This window comes from Paraplanobispora takensis, assembly GCF_016863195.1.
GTDB classification, from domain to species: Bacteria; Actinomycetota; Actinomycetes; order Streptosporangiales; family Streptosporangiaceae; genus Planobispora; species Planobispora takensis.
The window spans coordinates 1-13,735 of sequence record NZ_BOOK01000056.1; the positions used below are offsets into that span (position 1 = coordinate 1).

Consider the following 13,735-nt stretch of genomic DNA (forward strand, 5'->3'; position numbering starts at 1 on the left):
CGGTGCGGGCATCGTGTCTTTCACGGTTGGTGAGGACTTCGTCCATGTGCGTCTCGGCCCAGTTCTTGAGTCCGCGCATCAGGTGGTGCAGTGACAGGCCGAGTTCGGTGAGCTCGTAGGAGACCGTGACGGGGACGGTGGGAGTCGCGGTGCGCGTGATGAGACCGTCGCGCTCCAGGGAACGCAGCGTCTGGGTGAGCATCTTCTGACTGACGCCCGCAAGCAACCGGGACAGCTCCGAGAAGCGCATCGCCCGAGGCTCGCCCAGGCGGTCTGCCTCGGTCCGGGGCAGACCGCCGTCGCGGCCTGCGGGGTGGCTCGCGTCACTTCGGGGAGTCCCGCCACCGCCGAGTGCGCACAGGATCAGGGCGACCCATTTGTCGGAGATCAGATCGAGCAGTTTCCGGCTCGGGCATACGGCCAGGAACGCGTTGTACTCGATCTTGGCCTGGGCTCTCTTCTCGGCTGCCGTGGTCGTGCTCATCGTCCACTCCTGTCACCTGCGGGTTACCAAGGCACTCTGAAGTGCCTGCTTCCCATTGGAGAGTTGCATAACAATTATGAAGTTAGGCGCCATGAGGCACCATCACTGAGATCGACACGAAAGACAAGAGGCATGAGCACACTTTCCCTTTCGCTTCCCGGTGGCACCTGGGTTCTGGGTGATCTGACCGTCACCCGCTTCGGCTATGGTGCGATGCAGCTTGCGGGCCCCTGGGTCATGGGGCCGCCCGCCGACCGGGACGGCGCGATCGCCGTCCTGCGCGAGGCCGTCGGCCTCGGGATCACCCACATCGACACCAGCGACGCCTACGGCCCGCGCATCACCAACCAACTGATCCGCGAAGCACTGCATCCTTACCCCGAGTCGCTGCGCATCGTGACGAAGGTCGGCGCGCGGCGGGATGAGCAGGGCGGGTGGCCGACGGCACGGCGGCCTGACCAGTTGCGTCGTCAGGTCGAGGAGAACCTCGAATCCCTCGGACTCGAGACGCTGGACCTGGTGAACCTCCGGCTCGGCAACGCCGAGGGACCTCAAGCGGGCTCGATCGCCGAAGCGTTCGAGACGCTCGTCGAACTCCAGAGGCAGGGTGTCATCCGTCACCTCGGTGTGAGCAACGCCACCGCCGAGCAGGTTGCCGAAGCTCAGAGCATCGCGCCGATCGTGAGCGTGCAGAACATGTACAACCTCGCCCACCGCCACGACGACGAGTTGATCGACCGACTCGCCGCCGAAGGCATCGCCTACGTGCCGTTCTTCCCGCTCGGCGGGTTCAACCCTCTCCAGTCCTCCGCACTCTCCGCGGTCGCCGCCCGACTGGACGCCACCCCCATGTCGGTTGCCCTGGCCTGGTTGCTGCACAGGTCGCCGAACATCCTGCTGATCCCTGGAACCTCCTCGATCGCGCACCTGCACGAGAACATCACCGGCGCCCGGCTCTCACTGTCCGATGAAGACCTCGCCGAGCTGGACAAGATCGGAGGCGAGTGACCCCTCCGGGGGCTGCCGTACTGAGCCTGTGCCCGGCAACCAGGTCGGCGGCGTACGGCTGCGCGGGCCGGAAACGGTCAACGGCGCCTGATCTGGGGAATCCCCTGGCCAGGCGCCGTTTCGCATGCTCAGCGGAGAGCGCGGTGTTCGAACCCACGAGGACCGTCGCCGACCCTGGCAGTTTTCAAGAAGATCACGTTCCTGGTGATGACATGGCTTCTCACCAGGCTGGAGGCACCGGTCCGGCCCCTGACTGCGGAAGATCATCCCGCGTATGTCCCGTAACGGTTACTCATCGGCCTTGGCGTGCCCGGCCCGCTCTCGCAGCCGGCGTGTGCATCCGTTGCAGTACGCGTCTGCCGAGAGCCCTCACTGCCCGAAGGAAAACCGGAGCTGAGCATTGATCAGGAAGTTGAGCCGGTAACGCAGATGACCGATCACAGCCTGTTCCGGAGCTTCCGCAGGTGTCAGCAGCGTCCAGCGCAGTGAGCAGCCACCATCCTCGGTCGGCCGGATGTCGAACCGGATCTCGTCATCGGGCCTTTCCGGCCACAGTGACGACCAGACCACGAGTTCCGGCTCCACCGCCCGCAGGATACGCGGCTCGACCTCATCGGAGGTCAGGTCCAGCCACCGCCGCCCGCCAGGTCGCCGAGGATCGGTCAAGCTCCCCCACACGATGTGAGGCGGCGGCGGCTGCTTACGCTCTCGCGAACCCAGCTCGATCACTTCCGCAGTCTAGAAGGCGGTTGTCACGTGGTCGTTGTCCACCGGTTCGGAAGCCGCCGCACCATGATCGTCTGAAGTGCCGTCGTGCTGATCCCAGAGGAACGAAGTCCCGGACCGCCGCCCGCCCCAACCTCAGCGACAGCGCCGATCATCCAACCTATGCCGATCAAGGCGACCGCCGACACGCTTCCGATGTCATCGATCGGACGGAACAACCTTCCTGAGCGACCTGATGAACGCTTCGAAGCGGGTCGAGTCTGCTGCCCCCATCGACGGGAGCAGTCTGGTGGCGTTCAAGATCCTTCACTATCGAGCAGATGCCGGGTCTTGACGTACGGCCGCACACCCAAATGCAGCGACGTTGAACGATTCGGCGACTCACGTGGATCCGCGGCTCTGCCGAGCATGAGCCGGTTCGGCGAGGCGGGCGGGGACGACGAGGGCCGGACGCCTGGGTGGGTTCGGCCGGCTGCTGCTCGACGAGGTTGAGCAGCCCGTATGTGATCACTCATTGACCAATACAACGCTCAGCGATATATATCGCGTATGGCGCTACGCGAACAGAGCTACCTCATCCTGCTGGCCTTGGCCGACGGCCCGCTCCACGGCTACGGCGTGATCAAAGCCGTACGGGAGCTGTCGGAGGAGCGGGTACGGCTCGGCGCGGGCACCTTGTACGGCGCGCTCGACCGACTGTCAGGCGACGGCCTGGTATCCGTGGTCAAGGAAGAGGTCGTCGCCGGCCGCCACCGCCGTTACTACGACCTGACCGGCCATGGCCGTACCGTCCTGGCCGAGGAGACCGCCCGCCTGACACGGCTGGCCGCCACGGCCCGCAATCGCCTGTCCCTGCAGCCGGGATGGGGAACGCGATGACCGGTCCCAAGCCCCGCACCGCCGAATGCCGGAGCGACGCATACGCGGATCATTGCCGCCGGCTGCTGCGCGTGGCCTATCCGCCGCGCTTCGTGCAGGCGCGCGGCGAGGAATTCCTGAGCACCCTTCTCGATCTGGCCGATCCCGGCCAGACCCGGCCGGACCTGCGTACCGTGCTGGACGTCGTACGCGCCGGCGTGCTCTGGCGTCTGCAAGAGCGCCCGCCCCTGTGGCGCTGGCTCTGCTACCGCCTGTCCGGTAAGCGGCTCCCTTTGCGCTACCGCTGGTGGGTCCGAGACGACGTCCTCGGCCGGTTCTTCCCCGTGCGTCTCCTCGGGACGTGGCTGTCCCTGACTTACCTGCCGCTCACACTGGCGGACGTCTTCAGGCTGATGGGCGAACCCGGTTCTTGGGGAATCAAGATCGGCGGGGTGTTGGGTATGTCTCTGACCGTCCTCACCAGCCGCCGGCAGATTCGGCGTGACTTGCTGGCCAAGCACCGGTTCACCCCCGACGGCACTTCCATCACCCTGCAGTCTGACGAGGGCACATCGAGGTGACCTCCCTGCATGTCCTATGTGGAGGCAGTGATGTCGACCCATTCGGCGGTGCTCGACGGTCGCCGTCTGCTACTACCCGTATCCGCCGCGCTGGCAGCTGTGGTTATGGCGGTCTGCATCGGCTCCCCAGACGGTCCAGAACTCCCGAAGCCACGGCGAGCCGCAGGGCAGGGACGGCCAGCCCGTAGACAGTCCGGCCGGCCTCGTTCCAAGTCAACTGCAAGTTGATCACCAAAGCGCGCTGCGAAGCTTCAGCGTCGACAACGACATCGAGGAGGCGGCGGGGACGCTGTCCCCTTCCCCCTCACGTCACGATCTGAAAGGAGGACCATGTTGAGACATTCGTTCCGCACCCTCGGCGGCATCGGGCTAGCTGCCGCTCTGCTGGTCGCCGCGTTCGGCGTCAGCCGTACGACCGACCTCGCCGACGGCCAGGGACCGAGCTGGAACAGCCAGCCCGTCGGCGTTTATGCCTTCGGCTACCCCGCGAGCGCCCACTCGGACGGGTGTGATCCACCCAGGTGTAGGTGATTGCCCCGTTTCACCGTCGTCCCAGCACCGCGGATTGCCGGGGACCTGATTCGGTGTAGTAGTGCGACAGGGTCGTAGTGGATGGCCACCGCTAGGGCCCTGTCGCCGGCACCTGGCGGCGATGTCAGGATGGGCAGGAGCCGAGTCGGAGCGGGCACGTTGCCCGCCTTCACGAAGTCGTTCCTCGGCGCCCGCGGGGCGGGCGATGCTCTCGTTTGGCAGAGGTCCGGGGACGGCAAGTCCCGAGGCCCTCATTCGCCTGTGCCGAACTGGGAAAACGCGTCAAGATCCATCCCGCGTATATCCCGCGGGCACCGGCCGAGAGCCGCTCACGGCGGCGTACGGCTGCGCATCCCGGAAACGATCAACGGCGCCTCCCCGGGCCGTAAAACCTGGTCAGACGCCGTTTCGTGTGCTCGGCGGAGAGCGTGGGATTCGAACCCACGAGGACCGTCGCCGGCCCTAGCGGTTTTCAAGACCGCCGCCATCGTCCACTAGGCGAGCTCTCCCGGTGGCGCGTCCCGGGGGACGCGTCAGATTGAACCTTAGCGCCTCATGGGGTGGGCCGGGTGGCGCCATGGCGATCACGCCACCCGGTCCGGGTCAGTTCTGGGGCGGGGCGAAGCCGTCGCCCACGGAGGCGGCCAGGTGGAGGTAGGCCTCGCGGGTGGCGGGCTGGAGCCTTTCGAGGTCGATCTCGGCTCCCTCTTCGAGGTGGGGGTCGTAGGGGACGCGGATGACCGCGCGGCAGCGGGCGGCGAAGTGGGCTTCCAGGCGGTCGAGGTCGACGGTGGACTTCGACCGGGGGCGGACGCTGCACAGCACCACCGTGGCGGCGCGGACGAGATGCTCGTAGTGGTGCGCCTCCAGCCAGTCCAGGGTCGCCGAGGCGGCCCTGGCGCCGTCCACGGACGGGGAGCTGACCAGGACGAGCTGGTCGGCCAGGCCGAGGACGCCCGACATGGCCGAGTGGAGCAGGCCGGTGCCGCAGTCGGTGATGCAGATCGAGTAGAAGTTCTCCAGGACCTGGGCCACCGACTGATAGTCGGACGCGCTGAAGGCCTCCGACACCGACGGGTCGCGGTCGGAGGCGAGGATCTCCAGGCGGGAGGGGGCCTGCGAGGTGAAAGCCCGGATGTCGACGTAGCGCTTGATCTGGTTGCGCTCGTTGAGCAGGTCCCGGACGGTGGCGGCGGTCTCCAGCTCGACCTTGTCGGACAGGGTGCCGCGGTCGGGGTTGGCGTCGACCGCGATCACCCGGTCACCGCGGACCTGGGCCAGGGTGGCGCCCAGGCCGACCGTGGTGGTGGTCTTGCCGACACCGCCCTTCAGGCTCAATACGGCCACGCGGTGGTGACCGGTCGCCACGGGAGTGCGGGCACGGCCGACGAGTTCCCTGCGGCGGCGCACCTCGGGGGACTCACCCGGCTTGATCAGACCGGCCGAGGCCTTGTAGACGAGCTTGCGCCAGCCGCCGGAGGGCCCGTTGCGGCGGCCCTTGAGCAGCGACTCGGGGTCGAGGCTGTCGGCCGACGGCCGGGGAGCGCCGCCGAGGTTCGTCTGCCGCGCCGGGGAGGCGAAGGCGTGCGGCGGGGCGGCCTGGCGACGGCGCGGCTGGTACGGCTCGCGCACGTTCTCGGCCGTGTCCCGGTCGGGCCCGGAACGGCCGGGGGCGGAGGCCTTCGCCTCCTGCTCGCGGGCGAAGGCCGTGTCCCCGCCGGACGTCTCGCCCCTGTCGGGCCCGAAGGCCGTGCCCCGGTCGCGGGGGAAGGCCCTGGTGTCCGAAGGGTCGGAGGGCTCGGGGTCGAACATGCTCGGGGCGGGGCCCTCGGCGGCCGGCGCGGGCCGTTCGGGCCCGAAGGCGGCGGGAGGCTCGGGCCAGGAGCCGCCGGGCGCGAAGCGGTCGTGCGCGGACTCGGTGGCGCCACGCGCGAAGCGGTCGTACCCGGGGTCGGTGTCACTGCGGTCGAAACGTCCGAATCCGGGGTCGGTGTCGCCCCGGTCGAAGCGGTCGGCGGCCTGCTCGGCCTCGGCCGTGCCACCGAAGGGCTCGGCACCGCCGAAGGGCTCGGCACCGCCGAAGTGTCCGGCGTCACGCTCAGCACCGCCGAAATGCCCGGCGCCCCTGGACGGCTCCGCGTCCTGCTCGGCGCCACCGGAGACGAACCGGTCGCCCTCCGACTCGGCGTGACCGGCGGGGCGCTCGGCCTCCGGCTCGGCCGCGCCGCCGAATCCCCCGTTGTCCGGCCCGGTGCTCCAGCGCCCGGTCTCCTGCTCGCCGCCCGGAGCGAACGGCTCCGCGCCGGGAGCCGGCGGCCTGACGGACGGGAGCGTGAAGGACTCCGGCTGATCGGGCGCGGTACGGCGGGGCTCCTCGAACAGGCCCCGGGAAGACTCTCGCTCGGACCTGTCCGATCCGGCGAAGTCGCCGCCGTCCGCGGGGCCGTAGCCGCCGTCCTCCTGACGGGGCAGCGGCTTGAGCGGCGCCAGGAAGGCGTCGTTGTCGGCCGGAGCGGGCGCGGAGGGGGCTGAGGGCAGGGTGAACGAACCCGCCGCCTCGGCGGCCTCCAGCCACTCGGCCGCGTCGGCCTCCTCCGCCTGACGCTCCGACGGCGGGTCGGCGACGGTCGCGGACGGGCTCGTGGAGCCGCGGTCCGGGTCGGCGGCCGTACGGAACAGCGGAGAGGAGGCGGGGTCCGGCTCCGTGGGCACCAGGCTCCACGGGTCCTGCGGATATGGCGAGACGACGGCGTCGTCGGAGGTCGTGGCGACCTTGGCGGTCACCGCGATCGGTGCCTCCTCCTGCTCCTTGATGGCGTCGAGCCAGGCGAGCTGTTCCTCGAGAGATTCTTCACGATCGTGTCGTGCCACCGTGTTCCCCCTCGGGATGGGCTAAAGGGGCAGCAAACACATTGAAGATTAACGCCACGTGTTCTCTTCAATGCGGGCAACCACCGAGTTGGGTTCCCCGATAGCGTGAGCCGTATGCACGCCATCGTGATCGACAGGCCCGGCGGGCCCGAGGTCCTCTCCTGGCGGGAGGTCCCCGACCCTCGTCCCGAACGGGGCGAAATCATCATCGACGTCACCGCCTCGGCGGTCAACCGGGCCGACCTGTTGCAGCGGCAGGGCTTCTACGACCCGCCCCCCGGAACCCCGCCGTACCCGGGGCTGGAGTGCTCGGGGGTCGTCAGCGAGACGGGCCCGGATGTGATCGGATTCACTCCGGGTGACCGGGTGTGCGCCCTCCTGGCCGGCGGCGGATACGCCGAGCGGGTGGCCGTCCCCTGGCAGCAGGTCATGCGCGTCCCCGAGCGGGTGGACCTGGTCGACGCCGCCGGGCTGCCCGAGGTCGCGTGCACGGTCTGGTCCAACGTTTTCATGACCGCGCGGCTCAGGAAGGGCGAGACCCTGCTCGTCCACGGCGGCGCCAGCGGGATCGGCACGTTCGCCATCCAGCTGGCCAAGGCGTTCGGCTCGCGTGTCGCCGTCACCGCGGGCTCGCCCGAGAAGATCGCCAGGTGCCTGGAGCTCGGCGCGGACGAGGGCGTCGACTACCGCCGGGAGGACTTCGCGGAGAAGATCCAGGCCGACGTGATCCTCGACATCATCGGCGGGCGGTATCTCCCGCAGAACGTCAAGGCGCTCAAGACCGGCGGGCGGATCGTGGTGATCGGGATGCAGGGCGGGTCCAAGGGCGAGCTCGATCTGGGCGCCCTGCTCGTCAAGCGCGCCTCGGTGCACGGGACCACGCTGCGCGCGCGGCCGGTCGACGAGAAGGGCGTCATCGTCCGCGGCGTCGTGGAGAACGTCTGGCCGCTGGCCGACGCCGGGGTGATCCGCCCGGTGGTGCACGCGCGGGTGCCGATGAGCGAGGCCGCCCGGGCGCACGAGATCATGGAGTCCGGAGAGCACGTCGGGAAGGTCATCCTGACGAACGCTCCGTGAGCGGGGGACGGGGATGACGTGTCGGCCCCCGTACCGTCTCGCGGCGGTACGGCAGTTAGTAGGTTGAGGTCATGAACGCAGAGGAGAACACCCCGCACATCGTTGTCGTGGGTCCCCAGGGCGTCCAGTCCCAGGACGACGGCGACGAGCGGTCGATCACTGATCTTGTCGAGCAGCCCGCCAAGGTGATGCGCATCGGCAGCATGATCCGCCAGCTCCTCGAGGAGGTCCGGGCCGCTCCGCTGGACGAGGCCAGCCGCAAGCGGCTCAAGGAGATCCACCAGAGCTCCATCAAGGAGCTCGAGGACGGCCTGGCACCCGAACTGGTGGAAGAACTGGAGCGCCTGTCGCTTCCCTTCACCGAGGAGGACAACGGCTCCCCGCCCAGCGACGCGGAGCTGCGGGTCGCGCACGCGCAGCTGGTCGGCTGGCTGGAGGGCCTGTTCCACGGGATACAGACCACGCTGTTCGCCCAGCAGATGGCCGCCAGGGCCCAGCTGGAGAACATGCGCAGGGCGCTGCCCGGCGGCGCCTCCCTGCAGGAGGGCCACCAGCAGGCGAGCTCCGGCCCCTACCTGTAGGAGACCTGAAGGACCTGCGGGCCTCACAGGGCCCGCAGGCCCCGCAGGCCCTGATAGGCCCGCAGGGGTCCGGTCGGCCGGGGCCGCCGGTCAGGTCCCCCGGCTCGCCGAGGGCTCGCCGAGGGGCTCCTGCGGCGTGTCCTGGAAGAGTTCCTCCAAGACCCGGGCGACCCCGTCCTCGTCGTTGGCCGCGGTCACGTGGTGCACCGCGGCCAGCACCTCGGGATGGGCGTTGGCGACGGCGTAGGCCGTACCGGCCCACCGCAGCATCGGCAGGTCGTTCGGCATGTCCCCGAAGGCCACCACGCTCTCCGGGGTGATCTGCTGCGCCTGCGCGAGCTCGGCCAGCGCCGAGGCCTTCGTCACGCCGTGGGCGCTCATCTCGATCAGGGCCCGGCCGCTGGAGTGGGTGGGCGTCACCAGGTCCCCCACCACCCCGCACACGGCCGCCTGGAGGATGTCGGGGTCCATCCGGGGATGCAGGGCCAGAAGTTTGGCGCACGGACGTGAGGTGAGTGTGGCGGTGCCGACACGGAGCCCGGCGACCGCCTTGCGGTCCCAGCCGCCGAGGCGGAAGTCCGACTCGTGGGCGAAGCCGCCCTCGTACTCCACGGAGAACGACAGTTCGGGGACCTTGTCGCGCAGCCTCCTCACCACCTCCTCCAGCACGTCCGGCTGGATGAGGCGCGACTTCACGATCTGCTCGGTGTGCAGGTCGTACACCAGGGCTCCGTTGGCGCATATGGCCAGCCCCCGGTGGTGTACGGCGCCCGCGACGGTGTGCATCCACCGGGGCGGGCGGCCGGTGACGAAGACCAGCGTGGCGCCGGCGTTCTCGACGCGGGCGAACGCGGCGGCGGTACGGGGCGAGACGGTGCCGTCAGAGCGCAGGGCGGTGCCGTCGAGGTCGGTGGCGACGAGCCGGGGACTTCCCATAACAGGTCCCAGTGTGCACTGTGATCCTTCCGGCGCCAGCCCCGGGACCCGTGCGGAGAGGAATCTTCATGATGGCGGGAACACGCGGCCCCGAGATAGTGTTAGATGTGATGGCGTTGTATTAGCTGATCCCGTAGTGCATGACCAGAGCTAGATCTGAGCCACCCGGGGCCCCGCTGTACGACACACGGGGGTTCACGAGGTGTGAATCCCATAGCTTCAAATCCTGAGGGAGAGCTTTAATGGCTCAGGGAACCGTCAAGTGGTTCAACGCTGAAAAGGGCTTCGGCTTCATCGCACCGGACGGCGGTGCGCCGGACGTGTTCGTGCACTTCTCCGAGATCGTCGGCAACGGCTACCGTAGCCTCGAGGACGGCCAGCGGGTCGAATTCGAGATCACGCAGGGCCAGAAGGGCCCGCAGGCCTCGCAGGTCCGCGCCGTCTGATCCCCAGACCTGATAACCACAGAGGCGAGGTTTCGCTTAACGCGAACCTCGCCTCTGTGTTTTCCGGTCCCGCCCGGAGGACTGCCCTGAAGGGCCGTTTCCGGGCGGGTACGGAAAATCTTCATAGATGAACCGTAATAGAACTCTTGGGAGCAAATCCGTCAGAGCTCCGCGAACGGCGGCTCAAGCGCGGTAGACCAGTCCCGACAGCCGCCAGGCCAGGCTCCGGCGGAACCCGGCCACGTGCGCCAGAGTGCGCAGCACGAGGTTGCGGGCCGGGCGGACGCTCCTGCTCAGGGTCGCCAGCCGGGTGAGGCGCCCGGCGAACGCGACCACCTGCTCGGCCACCGGCCTCCGGGCGGCCCCGTAGGCCTCCAGGGCGGCCTCGTCCCCCTTCAGCGCCGCGCTGAGCGCCTCGCCCAGCACCGTGGCGTCCTGGATCCCGGTGTTCATCCCCTGGCCTCCTGCGGGGCTGTGGACGTGGGCGGCGTCCCCGGCCAGGACGACCCGGCCGGCCCGGTAGGCGTCGGCCACCCTGTGGTGGACCCGGAACCGTGATCCCCAGATGACCTCGTGCACCACCGCCGGGTCCCGCTCCGGCCCCCTGGCGTCCAGGAGCGCCTGGACGAAGGCCGCGTCGGGTACGGCGGGCGCCTCGTCCACGGTCGCCACGATCCGGTGGCTCCCTCCGGGCAGCGGGGCGACCACGACGAGCCCGGCGGGCGAGAAGTACAGGACGACCTCGTCGGCGGGCACCCCGCCGGTGAGCCGGACGTCGGCCAGGCTGAACGACTCGGCGTACCGCCCGCCGGTGAAGCCGATGCCCGCCTGCTCGCGGACCGTGCTGTGCATGCCGTCCGCCCCGACCAGGTATCTCGCCCGCACGCTGCTCCCGTCGGTCATCACCGCCGTCACCCCGTCGTCGTCCTGGGTGAGGCTGCGGAGCGTGTACGGCCTGGCGACGCGGGCGCCCAGCTCGGTCAGGCGCTCCAGCAGGATCCGCTCGGTCTCGGCCTGGGAGATCATCAGGGTGTAGGGGTAGGCGGTGGGGAGCCGGTCGAACTCGACCGGGACGAGCAGCCGGTCGCGGTCCCTGATCGTGAACCGGCGGGCGTGGATGCCCAGCCCGGTCAGCCGGCCGGAGACCCCCAGCGGCTCCAGGACCTCCAGCGTCCTGGCGTGGACCACTGCGGCCCGCGAGGTGTTGTCGCCGGCGGCCTGGTTGTCGACGACGATCACGTCGTGGCCCTGGCCGGCGAGGGAGACGGCGACGGTGAGGCCGGTCGGGCCGGCGCCGACGACGAGAACGTCCGTGCTGGTGGGAAGCATTTTCGACCTCCAATGAGCTCCGGTGGGCTCCGGTGGGCTCCGGTAAACGATGCCAACGATTGTTGGCCAACGTCCGTTGACTTAACTGTGCGCCTGTCGGCTGGCGTTGTCAACACCCGTTGGCCTACAGTTGTTGGCATGAGGAGATCCTCGGAGGACACCAAGGCCGTGATCCTGACCGCGGCCCGCGAGCGGTTCGCCGCCGACGGCTACGAGAAGGCGACCATCCGCGCCATCGCCGCGGACGCGGAGATCGACCCGTCCATGGTCATGCGCTACTTCGGCAGCAAGGACAAGCTGTTCGCCGCGGCGGCGGAGGTGGACCTGCGGCTCCCCGATCTGACCGCCCTTCCCCGCGAGACCGTGGGAGCGGCGCTCGCCGCCCACTTCCTCGACCGATGGGAGGAGGACGAGGGGATGATGATCCTGTTGCGCACCGGCGTCACCAACGAGGTCGTCGCCGAGCGCATGCGCGGGATCTTCGCCGCCCAGCTCGGCCCGCCGGCCGCCGCGCTCTGCGGCGACCCCGCCCAGGCCCCCGCACGGGCCGGGCTCGCCGCCTCGCAGGTGCTGGGCATGGCCCTGTGCCGCTACGTACTCCGCCTGCCGCCCGTCGTCGCCCTGTCCCGCGAGGAGATCGTGCACTGGCTGGGCCCGACCCTCCAGCGCTATCTCACCGAGTGAGCCGCACCCGCTCCCCGGGTACGGCACCGCCGGACACGGAGCGGACACGGCTTGATCCAGGAACCGTCACGGGCCGAACCAGGTCCCCTGCCGCGATGTCCATCCCGGCATGAGGCATCTGCCCGGTTCGGCACTGGCGTGGATCGGTCATCCGGTGACCGTGACCGCCACCTTCGTCCTGCTGATCAACGACCACCTGCTCAAACACCTGTGGCCCGGCTTCATCACCGGCAAACTCAGCGACCTGGCCGGCCTGATGGTCGCCCCGCCCCTGCTCGCCCTGGCCCGCATCCCCGCCCCGGCCGCCATCCTGATCACCGGCGCCGGCTTCACCCTGGTCAAAACCACGCAAGCAGGCGCCGAGACCGCCTCCCAGGCCTGGACCCTGATCGCCGGCCCCTCCCGCATCCTGGCCGACCCCACCGACCTTCTCGCCCTGCCCGCCCTGGCCGCCGCCTGGCTCATCTGGCGCCGCTGCCAATCCGAGCAGGCCGCACAACGAGCCCGCACCCTCATCATCGTCCCCATCGCCCTGATCGCCGTCACCGCCACCGCGCCGGAGGGGGCGTCGCGCTGGAGCGCGACGACCGGGGTCTCCGCCGACGGTGACGCGATCACCGTCTTCTTCGAGAACGACTATGCCGGTCCCTACGTCTCCCGGGACGGCGGCCGGACCTGGCAGACCCCGCCGCCGCGGTCGACCCCGGTGGCCTATCCCCGCCCACGCTCCAGCACCCAGGAGTGCGTGCCCGGCGAGCCCGCCCACTGCTACCGCGTCGACCCGCCCCGGCTGGCCGTGCAGGAGTCCCGTGACGGAGCGAGGACCTGGAACACGGCCTGGCAGCTCTCGGAGGGACGGGAGGACATGCTGCGGCGGCGTTACGGTCCCACGGGGGAACACTTCTGGAGGGGTTCCCAGGCCATCGCGGTGCAGAAGACGGCCGGGGGTCATGTGGTGGTCGCGGCGAACGGCACCGACGGCATCGCCGTACGGGATGAGAGCGGGGCCTGGCGGCGGCTCGGCGCCTCCAGCGAAGGTTTCTCCCCGGAAGCTGCGGAGTCCCTGCGGCCGTCGGACGTCGACCTGGAGTCGGAGCGCACCATGGGCTTCTTCGCCGGGCTGCTCACCTTCCTGGCCGGAGTCGCCGCGGCCTGCCGTTCCGGGAGAGCCGCCGTCGTCTTCGCCATGGTCGCTTCCGTACTCATCGTGGCCGGCTTCCTGATCGCCCTCGAAGGTTTGGACGGATACCTCCTGGTCAACATGCCGTTCATACTGGGCGGCGCCTGCGGCCTGCTGGGCCTGATCTTCGCGGTCATCGCGGCCATGGCGATACGCCCGAACGGCTGGACGTGGCTCTTCCTCCTCATCACCCCACCGGCCACCATGCTCACCATCTGGAGCCTGTTCTCCGGCTGGGCCCAGGGCGCTCCCGACGACTACTCGACGGCGGTACGGCTCTCCTGCCTCACAGTGGTCATCGGCGTGGCGACCACAGTGACGGCCGGCTACCGGGGCCGCAGGCGCATCGTCCGGGAGAACGACGGGCCCCAGCTGGAGATCGTGACGGGTGGAGACACCGAGGACCCGGCATGAGGTGTCCGCCCGGTTCGGCGCCGGCGTGG

14 protein-coding genes and 1 tRNA gene are annotated in these 13,735 nt (G+C 69.6%); 9 read left to right on the top strand and 6 right to left on the bottom strand.

Annotation, left to right across the window (positions count from 1 at the left end; translation table 11 throughout):
• Positions 1-484: winged helix-turn-helix transcriptional regulator (locus tag Pta02_RS33475; protein ID WP_203879009.1), on the bottom strand; the 484-nt coding region annotated here is incomplete at its 3' end.
• 132 nt (positions 485-616) lie between these two features.
• On the opposite strand from Pta02_RS33475, the gene Pta02_RS33480 reads away from it, so the two are divergent.
• Positions 617-1,492 (top strand): aldo/keto reductase family oxidoreductase, encoded by an 876-nt coding sequence (locus Pta02_RS33480; protein WP_203879010.1) that lies wholly within the window; start codon positions 617-619, stop codon positions 1,490-1,492.
• A 369-nt stretch (positions 1,493-1,861) separates the two neighbouring features.
• Here the strand turns inward: Pta02_RS33480 and Pta02_RS33485 are convergent, their stop codons facing one another.
• Positions 1,862-2,221 carry a hypothetical protein gene (locus Pta02_RS33485; protein ID WP_203879011.1) on the bottom strand — a complete coding sequence of 120 codons (360 nt, stop codon included), beginning with the start codon at positions 2,219-2,221 and terminating at the stop codon, positions 1,862-1,864.
• Between the two features lie 546 nt (positions 2,222-2,767).
• Here Pta02_RS33485 and Pta02_RS33490 point away from each other — a divergent pair.
• The 3 genes from Pta02_RS33490 (at position 2,768) to Pta02_RS33500 (ending at position 4,188) form a co-directional block, all read left to right on the top strand.
• Positions 2,768-3,097, top strand: coding sequence for a PadR family transcriptional regulator (locus Pta02_RS33490; RefSeq protein WP_203879012.1), 330 nt, complete (start codon positions 2,768-2,770; stop codon positions 3,095-3,097).
• Positions 3,094-3,657, top strand: coding sequence for a DUF5313 family protein (locus Pta02_RS33495; RefSeq protein ID WP_203879013.1), 564 nt, complete (start codon positions 3,094-3,096; stop codon positions 3,655-3,657). Before Pta02_RS33490 ends, Pta02_RS33495 begins: the two co-directional genes overlap by 4 nt.
• Positions 3,658-3,987: 330 nt before the next feature.
• The gene (locus tag Pta02_RS33500) at positions 3,988-4,188 is read left to right on the top strand and encodes a hypothetical protein (protein WP_203879014.1); all 201 of its coding nucleotides are present in this window, start codon (positions 3,988-3,990) and stop codon (positions 4,186-4,188) included.
• Positions 4,189-4,608: 420 nt separating this feature from the next.
• On the opposite strand, the gene Pta02_RS33505 is transcribed toward Pta02_RS33500, so the two are convergent.
• Both Pta02_RS33505 and Pta02_RS41580 read right to left on the bottom strand, forming a co-directional pair.
• Positions 4,609-4,697 (bottom strand) — tRNA-Ser (locus Pta02_RS33505).
• A 94-nt stretch (positions 4,698-4,791) separates the two neighbouring features.
• A complete protein-coding gene (locus tag Pta02_RS41580) occupies positions 4,792-7,059 on the bottom strand; it encodes a MinD/ParA family ATP-binding protein (RefSeq protein WP_239131434.1) in 2,268 nt (755 codons plus the stop codon).
• Between the two features lie 114 nt (positions 7,060-7,173).
• Here Pta02_RS41580 and Pta02_RS33515 point away from each other — a divergent pair, with 114 nt between their 5' ends.
• Entirely contained in the window at positions 7,174-8,136 is a 963-nt protein-coding gene (locus tag Pta02_RS33515) for an NAD(P)H-quinone oxidoreductase (protein WP_203879015.1), read from the top strand.
• 71 nt (positions 8,137-8,207) lie between these two features.
• On the top strand, positions 8,208-8,717 hold the full coding sequence (locus tag Pta02_RS33520) for a bacterial proteasome activator family protein (protein WP_203879016.1): 510 nt from the start codon (positions 8,208-8,210) through the stop codon (positions 8,715-8,717).
• A 90-nt stretch (positions 8,718-8,807) separates the two neighbouring features.
• Here the strand turns inward: Pta02_RS33520 and Pta02_RS33525 are convergent, their stop codons facing one another.
• The gene (locus Pta02_RS33525; RefSeq protein ID WP_203879017.1) at positions 8,808-9,653 is read right to left on the bottom strand and encodes an HAD family hydrolase; all 846 of its coding nucleotides are present in this window, start codon (positions 9,651-9,653) and stop codon (positions 8,808-8,810) included.
• Between the two features lie 242 nt (positions 9,654-9,895).
• Between Pta02_RS33525 and Pta02_RS33530 the strand changes: the two genes are divergently transcribed.
• A complete protein-coding gene (locus Pta02_RS33530; protein WP_196439280.1) occupies positions 9,896-10,099 on the top strand; it encodes a cold-shock protein in 204 nt (67 codons plus the stop codon).
• Between the two features lie 183 nt (positions 10,100-10,282).
• Here the strand turns inward: Pta02_RS33530 and Pta02_RS33535 are convergent, their stop codons facing one another.
• Positions 10,283-11,428 carry an FAD-dependent oxidoreductase gene (locus Pta02_RS33535; RefSeq protein WP_203879018.1) on the bottom strand — a complete coding sequence of 382 codons (1,146 nt, stop codon included), beginning with the start codon at positions 11,426-11,428 and terminating at the stop codon, positions 10,283-10,285.
• A gap of 138 nt (positions 11,429-11,566) precedes the next feature.
• Between Pta02_RS33535 and Pta02_RS33540 the strand changes: the two genes are divergently transcribed.
• Together Pta02_RS33540 and Pta02_RS33545 are read left to right on the top strand one after the other, a co-directional pair.
• Entirely contained in the window at positions 11,567-12,112 is a 546-nt protein-coding gene (locus tag Pta02_RS33540; protein ID WP_203879019.1) for a TetR/AcrR family transcriptional regulator, read from the top strand.
• A 109-nt stretch (positions 12,113-12,221) separates the two neighbouring features.
• Complete coding sequence (locus tag Pta02_RS33545) at positions 12,222-13,706, top strand: hypothetical protein (RefSeq protein WP_203879020.1); 1,485 nt, start codon at positions 12,222-12,224, stop codon at positions 13,704-13,706.
• Positions 13,707-13,735 lie beyond the last annotated feature (29 nt).